General features: G+C 56.0%; 19 protein-coding genes and 1 tRNA gene. 11 read left to right on the top strand and 9 right to left on the bottom strand.

Annotated elements, in window-relative coordinates:
- Positions 1–60: 60 nt before the first annotated feature.
- Complete coding sequence (locus WC598_RS12965) at positions 61–1494, bottom strand: C1 family peptidase (protein WP_372961926.1); 1434 nt, start codon at positions 1492–1494, stop codon at positions 61–63.
- 37 nt (positions 1495–1531) lie between these two features.
- Positions 1532–2680 carry a Uxx-star family glutaredoxin-like (seleno)protein gene (locus tag WC598_RS12960; RefSeq protein ID WP_372961925.1) on the bottom strand — a complete coding sequence of 383 codons (1149 nt, stop codon included), beginning with the start codon at positions 2678–2680 and terminating at the stop codon, positions 1532–1534.
- A gap of 123 nt (positions 2681–2803) precedes the next feature.
- On the opposite strand from WC598_RS12960, the gene WC598_RS12955 reads away from it, so the two are divergent.
- Complete coding sequence (locus tag WC598_RS12955; protein ID WP_372961924.1) at positions 2804–4111, top strand: LamG domain-containing protein; 1308 nt, start codon at positions 2804–2806, stop codon at positions 4109–4111.
- A 197-nt stretch (positions 4112–4308) separates the two neighbouring features.
- On the opposite strand, the gene WC598_RS12950 is transcribed toward WC598_RS12955, so the two are convergent.
- The 3 genes from WC598_RS12950 to WC598_RS12940 all read right to left on the bottom strand — a co-directional run bounded on the left by WC598_RS12950 (position 4309) and on the right by WC598_RS12940 (position 5820).
- Positions 4309–4830, bottom strand: a complete 522-nt coding sequence (locus WC598_RS12950; RefSeq protein WP_372961923.1) for a ZPR1 zinc finger domain-containing protein — start codon at positions 4828–4830, stop codon at positions 4309–4311.
- A gap of 4 nt (positions 4831–4834) precedes the next feature.
- Positions 4835–5200: a cell division protein SepF gene (sepF, locus tag WC598_RS12945; protein ID WP_372961922.1), complete on the bottom strand. Its 366-nt coding sequence runs from the start codon at positions 5198–5200 to the stop codon at positions 4835–4837.
- A gap of 122 nt (positions 5201–5322) precedes the next feature.
- Positions 5323–5820 carry an RNA-binding protein gene (locus tag WC598_RS12940; RefSeq protein ID WP_372961921.1) on the bottom strand — a complete coding sequence of 166 codons (498 nt, stop codon included), beginning with the start codon at positions 5818–5820 and terminating at the stop codon, positions 5323–5325.
- Between the two features lie 195 nt (positions 5821–6015).
- On the opposite strand from WC598_RS12940, the gene WC598_RS12935 reads away from it, so the two are divergent.
- The 6 genes from WC598_RS12935 to WC598_RS12910 all read left to right on the top strand — a co-directional run bounded on the left by WC598_RS12935 (position 6016) and on the right by WC598_RS12910 (position 10271).
- Complete coding sequence (locus WC598_RS12935) at positions 6016–6246, top strand: LSM domain-containing protein (protein ID WP_320162131.1); 231 nt, start codon at positions 6016–6018, stop codon at positions 6244–6246.
- Between the two features lie 11 nt (positions 6247–6257).
- On the top strand, positions 6258–6440 hold the full coding sequence (locus WC598_RS12930; RefSeq protein ID WP_372961920.1) for a 50S ribosomal protein L37e: 183 nt from the start codon (positions 6258–6260) through the stop codon (positions 6438–6440).
- A 9-nt stretch (positions 6441–6449) separates the two neighbouring features.
- Entirely contained in the window at positions 6450–7871 is a 1422-nt protein-coding gene (purF, locus tag WC598_RS12925) for an amidophosphoribosyltransferase (protein ID WP_372961919.1), read from the top strand.
- Between the two features lie 144 nt (positions 7872–8015).
- Positions 8016–8786: a response regulator gene (locus tag WC598_RS12920; protein WP_372961918.1), complete on the top strand. Its 771-nt coding sequence runs from the start codon at positions 8016–8018 to the stop codon at positions 8784–8786.
- Positions 8787–8809: 23 nt separating this feature from the next.
- Positions 8810–9505, top strand: a complete 696-nt coding sequence (locus tag WC598_RS12915; RefSeq protein WP_372961953.1) for a trans-aconitate 2-methyltransferase — start codon at positions 8810–8812, stop codon at positions 9503–9505.
- Positions 9506–9935: 430 nt separating this feature from the next.
- Positions 9936–10271: a hypothetical protein gene (locus WC598_RS12910; protein ID WP_372961917.1), complete on the top strand. Its 336-nt coding sequence runs from the start codon at positions 9936–9938 to the stop codon at positions 10269–10271.
- A 124-nt stretch (positions 10272–10395) separates the two neighbouring features.
- Here WC598_RS12910 and WC598_RS12905 read toward each other — a convergent pair.
- Positions 10396–10470: transfer RNA gene (locus tag WC598_RS12905), tRNA-Met, on the bottom strand.
- Between the two features lie 120 nt (positions 10471–10590).
- On the opposite strand from WC598_RS12905, the gene trxA reads away from it, so the two are divergent.
- Positions 10591–10995, top strand: coding sequence for a thioredoxin (gene trxA / locus WC598_RS12900; RefSeq protein WP_372961916.1), 405 nt, complete (start codon positions 10591–10593; stop codon positions 10993–10995).
- Positions 10996–11183: 188 nt separating this feature from the next.
- Positions 11184–11672, top strand: coding sequence for a PKD domain-containing protein (locus WC598_RS12895; protein WP_372961915.1), 489 nt, complete (start codon positions 11184–11186; stop codon positions 11670–11672).
- A gap of 91 nt (positions 11673–11763) precedes the next feature.
- On the opposite strand, the gene WC598_RS12890 is transcribed toward WC598_RS12895, so the two are convergent.
- The 3 genes from WC598_RS12890 to WC598_RS12880 all read right to left on the bottom strand — a co-directional run bounded on the left by WC598_RS12890 (position 11764) and on the right by WC598_RS12880 (position 13865).
- Positions 11764–12096, bottom strand: a complete 333-nt coding sequence (locus WC598_RS12890) for a 4a-hydroxytetrahydrobiopterin dehydratase (RefSeq protein WP_372961914.1) — start codon at positions 12094–12096, stop codon at positions 11764–11766.
- Positions 12097–12181: 85 nt separating this feature from the next.
- Positions 12182–13750, bottom strand: coding sequence for a sodium:solute symporter (locus tag WC598_RS12885; protein ID WP_372961913.1), 1569 nt, complete (start codon positions 13748–13750; stop codon positions 12182–12184).
- On the bottom strand, positions 13740–13865 hold the full coding sequence (locus WC598_RS12880) for a symporter small accessory protein (protein WP_372961912.1): 126 nt from the start codon (positions 13863–13865) through the stop codon (positions 13740–13742). The genes WC598_RS12885 and WC598_RS12880 overlap by 11 nt, the downstream gene beginning before the upstream one ends.
- A gap of 277 nt (positions 13866–14142) precedes the next feature.
- Between WC598_RS12880 and WC598_RS12875 the strand changes: the two genes are divergently transcribed.
- Together WC598_RS12875 and WC598_RS12870 are read left to right on the top strand one after the other, a co-directional pair.
- On the top strand, positions 14143–16311 hold the full coding sequence (locus WC598_RS12875; protein WP_372961911.1) for a DEAD/DEAH box helicase: 2169 nt from the start codon (positions 14143–14145) through the stop codon (positions 16309–16311).
- Positions 16312–16384: 73 nt separating this feature from the next.
- Positions 16385–16819: a cupredoxin domain-containing protein gene (locus WC598_RS12870; RefSeq protein WP_372961910.1), complete on the top strand. Its 435-nt coding sequence runs from the start codon at positions 16385–16387 to the stop codon at positions 16817–16819.
- Position 16820 lies beyond the last annotated feature (1 nt).

Raw genomic sequence — 16820 nt, 5'->3', positions numbered from 1 at the left:
CCGGCGTCCTGGTGCTGAAGATGCGTGGTACCTCTTAGTGAATTAAAATTAAGTTCCGGATTATTTCCTTCTCCTTGCTCTCTGCAGGAGACACACTGCACCTATACCGGCTGCAGCCATGAACGGGGAGAGCGGCGACCGGGTGCCCGGGGCAGGGGATCCATTATACGAGAATACCGGGGCGCCCTGAGACTCTGATGTGCCAACCGGAGTAGTGACGACAACATCTCCTCCATGGGCAGGGACGATTGCCGTCATGGTTGAATCGCTGGTAACCGTAAACGAGGCCGCCGGTGTGCCGCCAAATGTTACTGCCGTCGCTTTGGTAAAACCGATCCCCGTGATAGACACCGTTGAGCCGGCCGGACCGGATGCCGGGGAAATGCTGCTGACAACCGGGCGCTGGGGCGTATCCGCAAACGTCACATCCAGGATCTGGAATGAATGCTGCTGTGTGGGTTTGTCTTTATCATCAGGGTTATAGATCACCGCAGAATAATTCATATTCATGGCGAGCCGGAACGTGCCATCCGGCCGGTTCGGCGGTGCACCCCAGCTGTTCACCACAAGCCAGTAGGGTTTGTCAGGATCCGTCTTGTCATCATACCCGACAATGAGCATCATGTGCCCGCCACCCACTCCGAAATCCCCGTTGCAGCGTGAAGGATCCCAGATTGCCGTATCCGGCTGGGTGCGCCAGAATGTGTGGAATGCGTTTGCATCCTTAGGGGAGTATTCATATCTGAAAATGACGGGGTGTTTGTTCACCAGAGCGCTTTTGATATTGTCGATAGCAGCAGCCTGGGGCACACCATTGGTCAGGACCGTAACATCTGAAATGCTCTTCAACTGGTAGGCTGGGGAGGTGGAGACGGGAGCCGCGGGCGTAAACGGAAGGGAGCAATGCGGATCATAATTTGCATTCGCATTGGACCAGGGAACCACTTTCCTCCCGGGATTTTCCGAGGTATTGGAATACCAGGCTGCAAAGCGGGTCGGATTCCCCCCGTGGCAGGCGTTATAAATGCCCAGGGGCCCGATGCCGGAATTATCGAGGAAGTACTGGATGGAGAGCCGGTCAAAGATCCCGTATTTGACTGCATGCTCGATCTCAAGGGCCCCGGTTGATCCCCAGACCCAGCAGTCACCGGCATGTCCCTGCTCCCGTTCGGTAGCATTGTAGGGAAGATACGAAAGCAGGCTCACCGATCCCCGTGGAACCGGCCCGGGAGCGGAATATTTCGGCGCTGCATCCAGCTGGCGCTGCATCTCCTCCCTCTCCTCTTTTGTCAGAATCATGTGAGGAGCATCAAACGATTCTTCTTTGGGAATCCCGGTTACCGGTTTATTTTTCTCCAGGATTGCAGGTAACTCAGTACTATGAGTCCCCGGTTTTTCCTCCGCTGAAACGGGCATTCCGATACCGGCTGCCAGAACAATCAGTGCAATGATCAACAGCCATGCAGGAATCAGATAACAGCGCCTCAAATCCACAATAATCCACCTCTCACCCCGGGAAATTTCTGCCGCCTCACTGCTTCATCAGGTAATCGTACGCTTCGAGCGCAGCTTTTGCCCCGTCGCCGGCAGCAATAATAATCTGCTTGCTCCTGACATCCGTCACGTCACCGGCCGCAAAAATGCCCGGTACACCGGTTTTCCCGTTGATGTCGACAATAATCTCCTTTTTTTCATTAAGGGCAACAAGCCCTTCAACCATATCGGTGTTGGGCAGCCAGCCTATCTCGATGAAGACCCCGTCGAGTCCGATCGTCTGCTCCTTCCCATCATCGCTCTTGATAGTGATCCCCGAGAGGAACTTGTCTCCCTGGAGTGCCGAAATATGGGTATTGAGGTGAACGGTTATGTTTTTCTTCCCGTTCAGCCGTTCGATATAGATCGGATCGGCCCGAATTGTGCTCCGGACGATCAGGCTGACGGAACTGGCAATCTCGCTCATCTCGATGGCAGTCTGGATCGCTGAGTTGCCGCCGCCGACAACTGCGACCCTCTTTCCCTTGTAGAGCGGACCGTCGCAGGTGGAGCAGATCGAGAGCCCCCGGCCCAGGTACTGCTCCTCGTTTGCAACGCCCAGTTTCCTCGGACGGTTGCCCTGCGTGAGGATAACTGCCTTTGACCGGATGACCGCCTCCGAGACCGTTTTTACAACAAAGAGTGTTCCCTCTTTTGTGATGGCAGTGACCCGGTCGAGTTCGAGCCGGATATGGAGGTTCCGGACCTGTTCCTCGAACTTCTTCATCAGCTCCTCCCCGCTGACCATCCGGTAGCCCATGTAGTTCTCGATAGCCCAGGATTCAAGGGCCTGCCCCCCGATGTTCTCGCTGATGATCCGGGTTGAGAGCATCTTGCGGGAACAGTAGACCCCTGCCGTCAGGCCTGCCGGCCCTGCTCCTACGATGACCACATCAGCGATCTCATCAGCAATCTCCTCACCGAAGAGCTCGTTAAGGCGCTGAGCATCGAACCCGACGATGACCTCATCTCCCACAACGATAACCGGGACTCCCCGCTGCCCCGAGATGTCGATCATCTTTTTCGCCGCCACGGCATCGGCCCCGACATCGATGCTTTCATACGGTACATTATTTTTTTCCAGGAACGCCTTTGCCATCCGGCAATAGGGGCAGTTCTGGGTGGAGTAAACGGTAACGTTGGTCATTATTCCGGAAATGACGTGGCTGAATACTTAATAGTATTTGAAGGGGGATCCAACCCCGGATTGAGGTGGTCTTATCGCAATGTTCTTTTCGGACAAGCCCCAATACACCAATGAGCCGATCGTATGAACGCCGTGCCACGCCTTCAGGTCCCAGGTAAACTCCTGGCAGTTTCACTTCTTTTTATCGTCCTGATTCACGGTGTATGCGCTTCCGGCACCACGCCAGACACTCCTGTCGATCCCGTTGTCTACCTCAACTTCAACGAGGGGAGCGGTTCGACTGCGTTTGACCTGTCAGGCCATGGGTCTTCCGGTACAATCTATGGTGTGGACCGGATGGACAACAGCGGGTGTGGCAGGGCGGTGTTCTTCAACGGGGGTGGAGAGTACATCAGCATCCCGTACCGTTCAGCAAACCACCCGGAAAAGGAGATCACCGTCTCCACCTGGTTCTACACGGACTCGTTCGACCCCCAGGTCCTGGTATCGAGTCACTGTGACGGGGGAGGTTACCGCCTTGGATTTGGTGACGGGGAGGATTTGTGGTGGACCGTGAATCTCCAGGGACCCGGGGAGGTCTCTGTTCCTATCCAGCACGACAGTATCACGCTGCACGAATGGCATTATGTGACCGGCACGTATAACGGTGAATCCTCGAAGATTTATCTCGATGGTATTCTCAGGAATCAGGTAAATGCCTCCGGCCCGATCCATTACGAATACAATAATTATGTCCAGCTGGGTGCCGAGTCGGGGATGTACGATAAGCCGTCACCTGTCTGCCCCCACTTCTTCCGGGGAGGTCTTGATGAGGTGAGGATCTATCCGGTAGCGCTGACCTCACGCGAGATCATCGATACCCGGCTCCTCTGCACCCCCCCGGCATCCGTTCCGGGCCAGGGAACCCCGTTACGGACCCGGACCGCATCGGCGTGCATGTACGATTCGGGATCGATTCGTCTCGGGCCGGGGGAGACCGCTCTTCGAACCCTGACGTTCAACGGGGCAAACGGGACCGGCATCTGGCATGTTGCACTTCCCCCCGGCTCCACTCTTGAGGTCGGGGTTAAGGATCTCTATTCGACATCCTATCCCGATGCATGGTATGTTGAGCTCGCGGATGAGAAAGGCAGGATCGACCGGACAGTCGTCTTTGCCAACTCCAGAAGCGGACAGACCGATGGTGTTATTCCCTCGGGAAATGCCACGGTGCAGGTGAAGTACTTCGATGGGAAAGGCCGGTTCCCGGCAACGGTGGATGTCAGGTTCGCAAGCATCACACCACCCCCGCCCCCCTCTGCCCCGGCCCTCTCACCCCAGGCTCTCCTGAGCAACCCCATCATCGTCATCTATTCGGCATCGTGGGCAACCCTGATCGCGATCCTTCTGGTTGTAATCTGGCTGCACCGGCGGAGTAAGGAACAGAAATAGCCGGGGACTCCTCCTTTTTTTCCCCTCACCACATCCCGGCGATCAGCCATTACGCTTTTGTCCGGATCCGGGTTAACCGCACCTGTATGAATGAAAAAGTGGAGTTTGACAGAGCTGATCCCGGTAAACCCCGGGGGGAATATGATACATAATCATAATCCCCGTAACAGCCTGTTCTGATCCGGTAAAAATGAGCCTCACTCTTCCGGGATATAGGCTGCTTTTATTACCCTATCTGCAACAATGGCGCTGTTCCCGTTCGGGTCTTCGAGGATCAGGGTTACCGGGTAAAGACCGGCTTTTATCCGTGCGATATCGGCCAGGAGCAGCGCAGCGTTCTCTTTCTCGTCCGTAGTCCCCCACCTCAGGGCCCCTTTGACAATCTGCTCGATCCGGTCAAGGACCCCCTCAACGTTCGAGACAAATCCCTGGCAGACCGGCCCCGGATCGATCCGGACACCGATCTCGGGAATCTCAAGGCTTGCGCTCATGCTCCGCACCACACGGACGTCCAGATCCTCTGCGGTCGTTATCGCAAGGGTGTGGCGGGAAGGCTCGCCCTGCTTCAGGAGCTGGGTATCAACATACTTGTAGCCGCATGAACCGCAGACCGCAGAGATGATGAGAATATCAGAAAAATAAGGAATATTTTCTGTGGTATACAGATATTCTATTTCAGTATTGCAATACGGACACGGACCCGGAACTTTCGTCTCCACGGGATTATCCACCGATCTTGTCGCGCGAGATCTTGACTGACATCGGGGTTAAGACAACATAGCGCTGGTCGCCAAGGCCGATGATGTCGCCGTTGACATCCTTTGCCACTTCTTTTAAGTCCTTTAAGACCCGCTCGTAAGAGATCTTGTCCATTTTCAAGCGGGAGATATCAACGATGACAATGTTTCCCGAATAGACCTCGTCTTTTACCCGGGGGGTGTCCTTGAGATCCGTTATGGTGGCGATCTTTACGAGAAGAGCCGGGGATCCCGATCCATGCTCCTCATAGGACGCGAGATCGAGTTCCATATAGTCATCGTCCGAACTCGACGCGCTTTTTCCCAGAAGGGTATCAATGATCTTAACCATAAAAAAACTGTATGATGAAAATTATTTAATAGTATCTATTTTGAAACTGCCTTTGCGCTGTTTTTCTTACAAAAGTGGGAAAAATTGCCGTTTTCCCGCGTATCCGACCGGGCCGGAAACGGTCAGATTTCCATGTTCCAGATCTCATCTCCGACGTGATGGAACTTTTTGACCATCTTGCCGGCTGTACTGGCACGCATATCAGGCGCGTCGAAGAGGGCGATCCCGATGGCAAGCGGCTTGCCGTGCCGCTCGTCAACGATCTGGACGGGGCATCCTGCCTTCACGTCATCGGTCACCGCAACGATACCGGGCCGCATGATATCCGCCCCGTTCACCACGTACGGGATAGCGCCGGCATCCACGGTCACCCGGCGCTCGGGAAACGGGACCTGCACTGCGCCTTTGAGGGTGGGAAACACCCACGCGCCGGTGTCCATTAAGAGCGGTTTTTTTGCAACCATGAAGAGCGAAACATCTGCGTTTGTCTCCAGTACCTCGATCATGTCCGCGCGAAAGAGGTTTGCCGATGATCCGATCTGTTCTTCCAGGCGTAAAAGCAGGTCAACACCCTGGCTCTTCCGGATGGAATGGCGTTTTTTCACGACTATCTTTTTCATGGTCCTGCTTCAACTATTCATACTGCGCAAATGAAAATTATTTGCATGCCGGAAATATTCTGTCCTTCCCTCCCCGTGTTTCCGTACCCGGGCCTCATGAAGGCAAAAGTATTTGTCCCTCAGGATCTACGGTATGTTTAAGTGATCCGCTCGCACACATATATTACTCCAGAGCGATGGTAACAGGGTATTATTATGACCAAAAGGCCGTTGGATATTTTAGATCTGGTGCTGAACCGTCAGCCCGTTATTGTATCTCTCAAAGGCGGGAGAGAAATCCGGGGAGTTCTCCAGGGATATGATGTACATATGAACCTCGTCCTCGACAAAGCCGAGGAAGTGGAGAACGGACAGGTCGTAAAAGTCGGCACACTCATCGTCCGTGGGGATAATGTAATTTATATTTCTCCGTCACTCGAACAATAAGGTGAAGTAACATGTCAAAAGGCACTCCATCAATGGGTAAGAGGAACAAGTTCACCCACATCGCCTGCCGGCGCTGTGGCAAGATCTCGTTCCATGCCCAGAAGAAAGTCTGCTCTGCCTGTGGTTTTGGCAGAAGCACGAAGATCAGCGATTATAAGTGGCACAGCAAGCGACCAAAAGTCCCGACGCATTAGAGTTGTACCATGTGTGGAATCGTTGGCATCGTGGATGCTGGCGGTGTAGCAATCCAGCTCTATTATGCTCTGTACGCTCTCCAGCACCGGGGGCAGGAGAGCGCCGGAATATCTACTTTTGACGGCACCCATCTCCACAAGTTCAAGGGAAATGGGCTTGTCGCCGATGTCTTCTCTCCGCTTGTTTTAACCGATCTCAAAGGAACTACCGGAATTGGTCATGTCCGTTATCCCACGACCGGTGCAAACCTTCCTGAAAACATCCAGCCCCTGAACTTCCAGTTCCAGGAGCATTTCATCTCCATTGCCCATAATGGCAACCTTGTTAACACCTGCGAGATCCGGGCAGAGTACGAGCGTGCCGGCCAGATCTTTACGACAACAACCGATACTGAGATTATCGCGAAGATCCTCATTGATGCGATCAGCAATGCCGGGTCGGTTGAGGACGCGGTCAGTCTCTGTATGCACAAGCTGGTGGGATCCTATGCAGTCGTGATCCTGATTGACGGGGCCCTCTACGGTTTCCGTGATCCGCTGGGTATCAAGCCCCTCTGTATCGGGAAGACCGAACACGGGTACATGGTTGCCTCCGAGAGTGTTGCCATTGATGCGCTGGGCGCAAAGTTTCTCCGGGATGTGAAGCCCGGAGAACTGGTCCGGATCGATGCGGATGGCGTCCGGTGCATGCAGATCGCGGTTGCCGGCAAACATGCCCACTGCATCTTCGAATACATCTACTTTGCCCGGGCGGATTCGATTATGGACGGGGTACTGGTCTACGATGTCCGGCGGCAGATCGGCCGGAAACTATTCGAGGAGCACCCAACCTCTGCCGATTCCGTTGGAGCGGTTCCCGACTCCGGTACGGCCTACGCGATCGGGTACGCGGAACGCTCCCGGGTGCCGTTCGTCGAGTCGCTGATGAAGAACCGGTACATGGGACGGACGTTCATCATGCCCACCCAGAAGGAGCGGGAAAAAGCGGTCCGGATCAAGCTCAACCCGATCCCGGCGCACCTCAAGGATAAGTCCGTTGTGCTGGTCGATGACAGTATCGTGCGGGGCACTACCTCGAAGCGGATCATCGAGATGATGCGGGATGCAGGGGCCCGCGAGGTCCACATGCGGATCGGCTCGCCTGCCATCAAGGCTCCCTGCTATCTCGGCGTGGATATGCCGACCCGGAAGGAACTGATTGCCAGCAACAAAAACGAGGAGGAGGTACGGCACAGTATCACGGCAACCACGCTCCACCATATCTCTCTCGATGCACTCGTGGAAGCAATCGGTTTTGCGCGGGAGGATCTCTGCACCGGGTGCCTGACCGGCTGTTACCCGCTGCCTATCGAGGGCGAGCAGGCCTCGACCTGCAACGTTGATTTCCTTGACGGCACGTTTCAGTCCCGGCTCGGCTCGTTTGAAACATGAACCGATCAGATGGTTGATGAACCTCCTCTTTTCCTGTCCGCGTTTGTTCGTTTCCTTTCTCCCATGCGCCGGTATCCTTGAAAACAAGCTATAAACCCTCTGGCAATAATATCTGATTCAGAAGCCGGCCCCCCAAGGTGATCCATGTCCCAGCCCTCCCGTATCCTGATTGTTGATGACGATCCCATCATCACGAAGCTCATCTCGATCATGCTCCAGAAGAAGGGGTATAATATCGTGGGGGTTGTTGCATCCGGTGAGGAATCCATCATCAGAGCCGCTGAACTGAATCCCGATCTGATCATCATGGATGTCAGCCTGGCCGGGCAGATGGATGGCCTGGACGCGGCCCACTACATCTTCCAGCTCTTCCAGTATCCCATCATTTTCATCACGGCCCTCTCGGAAGAGGAACTATTCGAACGCGCCAAGTACTCGCAGCCGTACGGGATCATCTTCAAGCCGTTTACCATGATCGAGATCTCGACGAACGTGGATCTTGCGCTTTATAACCACAGCAACCGGTGCAAGACGCTCGAGCGATACCCGGCAGGCGACCCGAAGAAGATTATGGACGCGCTCGAAGCGATCTTCATAACGGACAAACGGGGCCGTATCATCTTTTTCAACCCCTACGCGGCCTGGTTCATCGACCTGCCCCCGGAACAGATCCTCATGAAGCACTGGCGGAGCGTCCTGATGATCCTCAGTGATCAGAAGGACGAGGAGGTCAAGGATCCGGTTGATGAGGCTGCCCGGCAGATGGCAGGGGTCAATTACGACTCCAACACTTCCGTTGTGACAACAACGTCCAAGCGCCGGAAAGTGAGCATTAGTATCCGTCCGGTAAAAGACGATCATGATAAGCTTCTTGCAGTGACAGTTTCCATCAAAGAGAAAGCACCCAAAACCTGAACCCCGGGTAGTGCGGGTGCAGGATTCGAGGAGGGTTTGTTCTGGACCATATACGGGAGGCATTCAACCGGTTTGCACAGGAATACGATACCCAGCGGGAGTACGTGATTCCGGAGCTGCGGCAGTTCTACAGCACCGCGGTCTGGGCCATGGAATCCCCGGCTCCCGGGCCGGCAATTCTCGATGTCGGGGCCGGCACCGGCCTTCTTGGAGCGTTCCTTCTCCAGAAGTTCCCGGATGCCCGCCTCACGCTCATGGACATTGCCGAGGAGATGCTGGGTATGGCCCGGAAGCGGTTTGCTGCACGGCCGGGCACGGAATACCGGGTCTGCGATTACACACGGGCGGATCTCGGGGGCCCGTACGATATTGTCTGTTCAGCGCTCTCCATCCACCACTTGTCCCCGGAGGACAAACGCAGGCTCTTCCGGAAGATCCATGATGCGCTCGTGCCGGGCGGGATGTTTGTCAATGCCGACCAGGCGGACGGGGAGACCCCGTTCTTCCGTGAGCGGTATCTGGAGTACTGGAACGAGTTTCTCCGGAGCGGTCCGATGACTGACGCGCAGCAGGCCGAGATCCTGAAGCGCCGGGACACCCTTGACCGGAACGAGAAGTTGTCTGTCCAGCTCTCGTGGCTGAACGAGGCCGGTTTCTCCGATGTGGATGTAGTGTACCGGAACCGGACGTTCATTGTTACGGTGGCAAGGAAGGGGTGACCGGAAACCTCCGGACCCGGGGGGGTCCCCCCCATTCAAAAAACAACGTGGGGGGTGGTCCCCGGCATACCCCCCGCCTCAATTATGAGTAACGTACCTTTTTGCGCACCCGTTCGCGCTGTATTTCGCGTGGAACTCCCGGCGTAATGCCCGGTTTTTATCGGCTACCCGAAAATGAGCCGGGGAGTCTGCCGGGCCCGAACGGTGGGGGGGTCTCCCGCATACCACCCCCCTGATGTGGGAGGGGGGTCCGATCGGTTTTGAAAAAAAGGGGCGGGGGGTAGACCGGGGACCCCCCCGTTTCCCGGGCCGGATTATAGACCAGACCTTTTTAAAACCGCTGTCAGGTACCTCTTCATAGGCCGCCTCATCAACGTAACCGGGGTGATCAACGTAAATCTGTTACCCGGAGATGAACCTCGGCTTTCCCATGTATTCATTCGATAAAAAGACCGGCATATTGCAGGCTGCACAGTATCGATCCGGCTCTCCGGGAGAAGATTACCTGACAGTGTATGGCGATGGCAGCAGCCTGAGCGGGGTAGCGGGCCTGAGTGCCGGCACGAACATAAGACCCGCCACGTCTCTTCCCTCCATGCAGTGCGGGCTGACGCTGCTGCTGTCCGTGACAGGGAACGGATCCGTCATGATCAGCTACCGGATTGAGACCCTGGCGCTCCGGAACGGGGAGAGCCGGGTGAATGTTGCCCGCAGGGGTGAACTGCACCCCACATTTCCACGGGGCCCTGCACCGCCGAGATCATAACTACCGATACTGGTTACCATGCCGGGATCCTGGAGAAGAAGAGTATCGCCCCTCTCTCCTGAATCTGCTCCCTGCACATGCTAATACTGGCTGGCGCTCGTAAAAAAAACAGTAAAAGAACAAGTAGCGAGGGATGGATTTGAACCATCGATCTACGGGTTATGAGCCCGTCGGGATATCCTGACTACCCTACCTCGCTTCCTATAATCAGGGTTATACTATTATCAGGGTGCGTTGATATACTTTGCTCCCATCCCATCAGATTACTGATGCGTCATTGCCGCTAGATTAAATTAGCAGCGACGGAATACTGAGAAATATGGACGATGAGCTCTTCCGGATCCGGGAGAAGCGCAGGATGGAGTTGGAAGAAAAGATGAAGCACGAAAGGATAAAGGGGACCGTAGAGAATATCGACGAGATGCACTTCCAGGAGTTCATCGCAACCCACCCGAACGTTGTTGTGGATTTCTGGGCGGAATGGTGCGGCCCCTGCCGGAGGATCGCACCGATCATGGACGAGCTGGCAACAGAATTTTATGGGAAAGTAACCTTCGCAAAATGCAACACGGACGACAACCGGCGCCTTGCAACGCAGTTCAACATCGATGCCATTCCCGCGATGATGATCTTCTCCAACGGGCAGCTGGTGGACCGGATAATCGGCGCTTACCCCAAGGAAGCGATCAAGGAAAAGATTGTCCGGAAATTCCGGCTGGATTAACTTCCCGGCATTTTTTTAATAAATTCCGCAATTCTTTAAAAAGCCGAATCTCCGTGGCATTTCATAAGGACCGCAAGGTCCGTTATGCAGGGCCGGAAACCGCATACCCGCAGCCGGTTTCCGTTTATGGGATGGAAGGGGAAAATGCCTATCGATGAATTCATTTTCCGGTCAGGAAAATGGAATCTATGCGATCCCGCGTTTTCCTTGTCCTCCTGATACTCCTTGCAGGTATTGTCCCTGCACTAGCGCTTCCGCAGACACCTGTGGCAGGTTTTACGGTAAATCCTTCGATGGGACCAGCCGGCGACCCGGTCCAGTTCACCGATACCTCTACGGGAAACCCTGTCTCCTGGTATTGGGATTTTGGTGACGGGGCGAGCTCAACTCTCCAGAACCCCCGGCATACCTACTCGTACCTGGGCGTCTATTCCGTGTCGCTGAAAGTTACGAATGCTGCCGGCAGCAACACCTCGGCACCAAAAGAGGTGTTCATGGCTGACAGCGGGACCCCGGTCCCGACAACGGTTGCCGCACAAAGGATGACCACCGCCCCATCCCTCGCCACCCCGACCCAGCAGAAACCGGCCACAACTGCCAAACCTGCTGACATTCCGTCGGGTGTTATTATCCTGGCAATCCTGTCCGCTACCCTTCTGGCATACCGGCGCAGGTAGCCCGAAGATAGTTCCTTTTTAATCTTTTAGAAAAACCGTATAAACGTTCAGTTCAGGAAGCCCCGCACGGGTATGTCAGAACAAAAAAAAATTATGGTATCTCGTCTTTTGCATTGAGTTTGAAGGCCATGATGAAATCGTTGAGGGTCAGGCCTCCGGCAGGGTAGGTGTAGTACGAGAGTTCAACGTACCGGGACTCTTTCATACACAGATCCGGGTAGTGCCCCTCCTGTGCGGACAGGGTTGCAACCTCCGTGAAAAAGGAGATGCATGCTGCAGCGTCCGGCAACTCATATTTCCGCGTTATGTGCCCGTTACTGAGTGCCCAGCCGGGAACCTGGCCAAGGAGTTCTATCGTCTCCTTCCGGGTCAGGGGCGGAGAACCGGGTTTATAGGTGGTGCACTTCTGCTCTGCGAGTTCCATGGTTATTTCTCGGTGCGCGGGACAAAAAAAGTTTCTCTCCCTTTTGTTCCATCTGTCCAAAAAAGAAGAGAGATCTGGTGCCGGATTACGCAGCTGCGGGAGTGGCAGGCTGTTGCCTGGCGTACTGGTACTGCATCACTATCATGACGATCATAGAGATGGGGAGACCGATCACAAGGGGGTCGACAGCGGTCCAGGGTGCTCCGAGCAGGGTAGCCTTCCCGAAGAGTGCCTGGCAGAGGCCCAGAGGTTTTGCCTCCGCTGCATGAACAAATGCGGTCCAGGCAAACCAGATCACGGCACCGGCGACCATACTCCAGAGCGCTGCTTTGGTTGACGGGGTTTTGGCATAGACACCCACGGCAAACGCCGGCAGGAAGGCACAGGCACAGAGGCCCATGAACATTGCAGTTGCACGGGCGATGATGCTTATCGGCAGGAGGAATGCAAGGATGGTCGAGAGCACCATCATGATGACAATGCCGACCTGGTGGGCTTTCATGGAGAGGGCGCACTCCTTCCCGCGTCCCCAGAGATCGCAGACCAGCGCCGTCCCCATCGCGTGGTAGAGGGCAGAGAGCGTGGACATGGCTGCTGAGAGGAGCGTGAGCATGAAGATGACGACAAATATGTCCGGCATTGCCATGTTGATGAAGAGCGGCAGGATGGCGTCCACATTACCACCGGCGGCATCGATTGCGATCTTGCCCGTGTTCTGGACGAAATACACGTTACAGAGCGCGCCGACTGTGAAGGCAACCCCGGTCATCATCAGGATGAAGGGCCCGCCGACAAGTACGGCACGGTTCAGGGACTTGTTGTCCTTGGCGGTCATGAACCGGACAACGAGCTGCGGCTGGGCAAGCACGCCGATACCTACCCCGAGCACGAGCGTTGTGACAAGGGTGAACCAGATGGGCGAGCCGAGGTCCGGCATTGCAGTCCAACCGGTCATTCCCTGGCTGGCCAGCGCTTTTGGGACCATATCTGCCATGTTCGTCAGGGCCGTTGTCCCTGCCGTGAACCCCCCGACCGCGATGAGCGTGAGCGCCAGGAGAACCGTCATTCCTATGAGCATGATGGTGCCCTGGAAGGCATCGGTATACATGACCGCGATAAGTCCTCCGAAGACCACGTACACTGCCGTGATGAGGGCAAAAAGGATGAGCGAGGTTGCGTAGGGAATGCCAAGCGTGGGCTCGATGAACCGTGCCCCGCCGATCAGGATGGCTGCGGTGTACAGCGGCATTGAGATGACGATTATGAACCCGGCAATGTACTGGAGGAGCGGGGACTTGTAGATCTTGCACATCAGGTCAGGAAATGTGACCGCGCTGAGCCGCTGCCCGATCTCCCGGGTCTTCTTGCCAAAGAGAACAAACGCGAGCAGGATACCTATCCCGATATTCAGGACCGTCAGCCAGATGAGGCCCATCCCGAGATTGGCCGCCATGCCCCCGAAACCGATGATGGCCGAGGTGGAGATGAAGGTTGCGCCGTACGAGAGAGCGATGATCACCGGATGGCTGCACCGTCCCGCAACCAGGTAATCCTCGCTGCTCTTCGTCTTCTTATATCCAATGTAGCCTATGATGAGCGTCGCTGCCAGGTATACGAGGACGAGCGAAGTCATCAGCAGGGAATCAACTGCCATCCGTTCTTTCCTCCTCGTTCCAGTACAGCCATCCGTACACGATACACGCGAGGGCCAGTCCAAGGGACAGGCCATAGCCAATGAGGATCTGCGGGTCGGGAATTCCAAAAATCATATGAAAACCTCTGGTAAACTCTTTCATCACGACATTACACGGGGAACTTCGTAAGCGAAGATCCCCTATCTAAAGAAGAATGCGAAGCACGGGCTCGGGAAAGAAACGGTATGCTGAACCCATGGTGATATCATTGTTTACCGGTTACTATTCTGGCAATAACGGTATATATGTGTTTTTAGCTGTACTCTGCTGAACACACATGGTCATTTCACGGGAGCCGCGCCTTTTGGGGAAAGACCATATCGCTTGCGGCTAAACCCTCTACCTGTCAACTGTGTCGTCTACTTTCTCCACGCTCCACGAATCCCTCCAGCAGGTCCTTTCAGAGAGGCTGGACTGGACCGAGCTGCGCGAAGTGCAGGAACGCACCTATGCTGCCATGGCAGCAGGGAACGATACGCTGGTTATCGCCCCGACCGCCGGGGGCAAATCAGAAGCAGCCCTGATCCCGGTCATGGACGATATCCTCAAAAACGGCCGGGCGGGCGTGGCCTGCCTGTACCTTTCCCCGCTCAAGGCCTTAATCAACGACCAGGAGGATCGCTTCTCCGCGTTCTGCATTCCAACGTCCCTTGCTGTTATGAAATGGCATGGCGATGTGGCCCGGGGAGAACGATCGTGGAAAGAGGGCGAACCCCCGCATTTCCTGATGATAACGCCGGAATCGCTCGAAGTCCTGCTCCAGGAGCCTACGCTCTCCCCCTCGCTTCGCCAGGTCCGGTACATCATCGTTGATGAACTTCACGCGTTCGTTGAAACGGAGCGGGGGGTGCACTTAAAGGCGCTGCTCCACCGGATGGATGGGGTTGCACGGAGGAAGATCCAGCGGATCGGCCTGTCTGCAACCACCGGGAACCCGGAGGAGGTGCTCCGCTGGCTCTCAGACAACCGCCACGGGGAGGCGCTCGTTACCGTGCCGTCAGCCCCGCAGGAGAAGCAGTTCCGGTTCATTGTAGAGCCGGACGAGGGAAAAAGAACTGATGCGCTCGTGAGGAGCGTATCCGGTAAAAAGGCGCTGGTCTTCGTCAACAGCCGGAGTGTTGCCGAGCACCTTGCGCAGTCCATGGCCGGCCGGATCAAAAATCTTCACATCCACCACTCGTCCCTGTCACCGGCCACGCGGAAAGCTGCAGAAGAAGCGTTCTCTTCCGACCGCGGTGCCTGCATCATCTGCACAAGCACGCTCGAGCTCGGGATCGATATCGGGGATCTCGACATCGTGGTCCAGGTAGGCCCACCCGCATCGGTATCCTCGTTCCTCCAGCGGATGGGGCGGAGCGGGCGGCGCGGGAAGGCCGCGTACGTTGCCTGGATCCTCAAGGATCCCTGTGAACTCCTCTGCAGCTGTGCCATCATCGAATGCGCTATGGAAAAGGCAACGGAAACCCTCACGCCCTTAAAAAAACCCTACCCGGTCCTGCTCCAGCAGCTCTTTCTGTACCTGCACCACCACAGGGCTGCAAGCCGCCGGCAGCTGGAAAAGGTACTGCTCTCGCACCCGGTCTTTTCCTCTGTCAGCGAAAGCGAACTCCAGGCCCTCATATCGCACCTTATCGCGGAAGGGTACCTCACGGCTGACGGCGAACTGCTGATGCCGGGAAACGAAGCCGAGCGGGTCTTTGGCCGCTCCAACTGGAAAGATCTCTATTCGGTGATCAGCGGAGGGGGAGAGTACCGTGCAGTCACTCCGGATGGCGAAGTCATCGGTAACCTGGACGAGCGGTTTGTCCGGAGCCACGAATCTGGCGGGATCTCGCTTGGCGGCCGCTCGTGGTCGGTGGTCAAGTGCGATGAGGGGCACAATCTCGTGGTTGTGGTGCCCGGAGGGATGGATTCGTCCCGCATTTTCTGGACGGGCGGGGGCGGGGAGGAGGGATACTCCCCGCTCGTCTGCCGGATGATCCAGAAGATCCGGGCCCGGGGAGGGACGCTCCTGCCCCTTGCCGGGCCGGAACAGGAGCTCATCGGCCAGGTGCTTGCCCGTATACCGGACGGTGCGGGAGAGACTGGTCTTCTTGTCTGCGAGCGGAAAGGAACGCGGGGATGGGAAGTTATCGTCATCTCACTGCAGGGCAGCAGGTTCAACCAGGTGCTCTCACTTCTCCTGAAGCGGGAACTGGGCGGCCGGGTCCAGGTGCAGTTCAGTGATTTCTCTGTGCGGGTCCGGCAGGTGGGAAAGGATGGTGCGGCAGCCCGGGTGTTGTCCGCCCTCCAGGCGCTCCGCACCCTCTCCCGGCCGGCGATTTCTCCCTGCCTGCCCCTCCCCCCCGTTGAGACCGGGAAATTTGCCCGGCTCCTCCCGCTCCGGCTCTACCGCGGTATGATCCTGGCTGACTATTACCATGTCGAGGAGTACATGGCGATTGTCCGGGATCTTCCTGTGTCTGTCGGGATCAGTGCCGGGAGCGAAAATTTCCGGAAGGATGCGGATACCGAATCCTGATCCGGAATGAACCGGCCCTTTCTTCAGAAAGTCTCGCCAATATTTTTAATTGTACAGTTACCGAGATTACAGTATGAAACGGATTCTTATGATCCTTTGTATAGTCGCTCTTCTGGCAGTTGCTGCCGGCTGTTCCCAGCCGGCCCCGCAGCCCCCTGCGACACCGGCACCGACACCGGTCAAGGTCACTACCCGTGCAACAAGCGCCACCTATCTTCCGACAACAGCTGTCCCGGTAGAAACGAACGCTCCTTCGGTATCGGATAATACCATCACCATCCGCGACTTGACATTCAACCCTTCGCAGATTACCGTCAAGGCAGGAGCCTACGTGCGCTGGGCCAACGAGGACAGCGTGATTCACCGGATCAAGTTTGCCGACAACTCGCTCTCGCCCCTCCTCGCCGTAGGACAGTCCTATACGAGGGCCTTTGACAAGCCGGGTGTGTACGATTATACCTGTGCCATGTACCCGAGAAGCATGCAGGGAACCATCACGGTCGAGTAAA

The sequence above is a fragment of the Methanoregula sp. genome (assembly GCF_041645475.1).
GTDB lineage: Archaea > Halobacteriota > Methanomicrobia > Methanomicrobiales > Methanospirillaceae > Methanoregula.
This window is presented reverse-complemented; position numbering and strand designations above follow the sequence as displayed.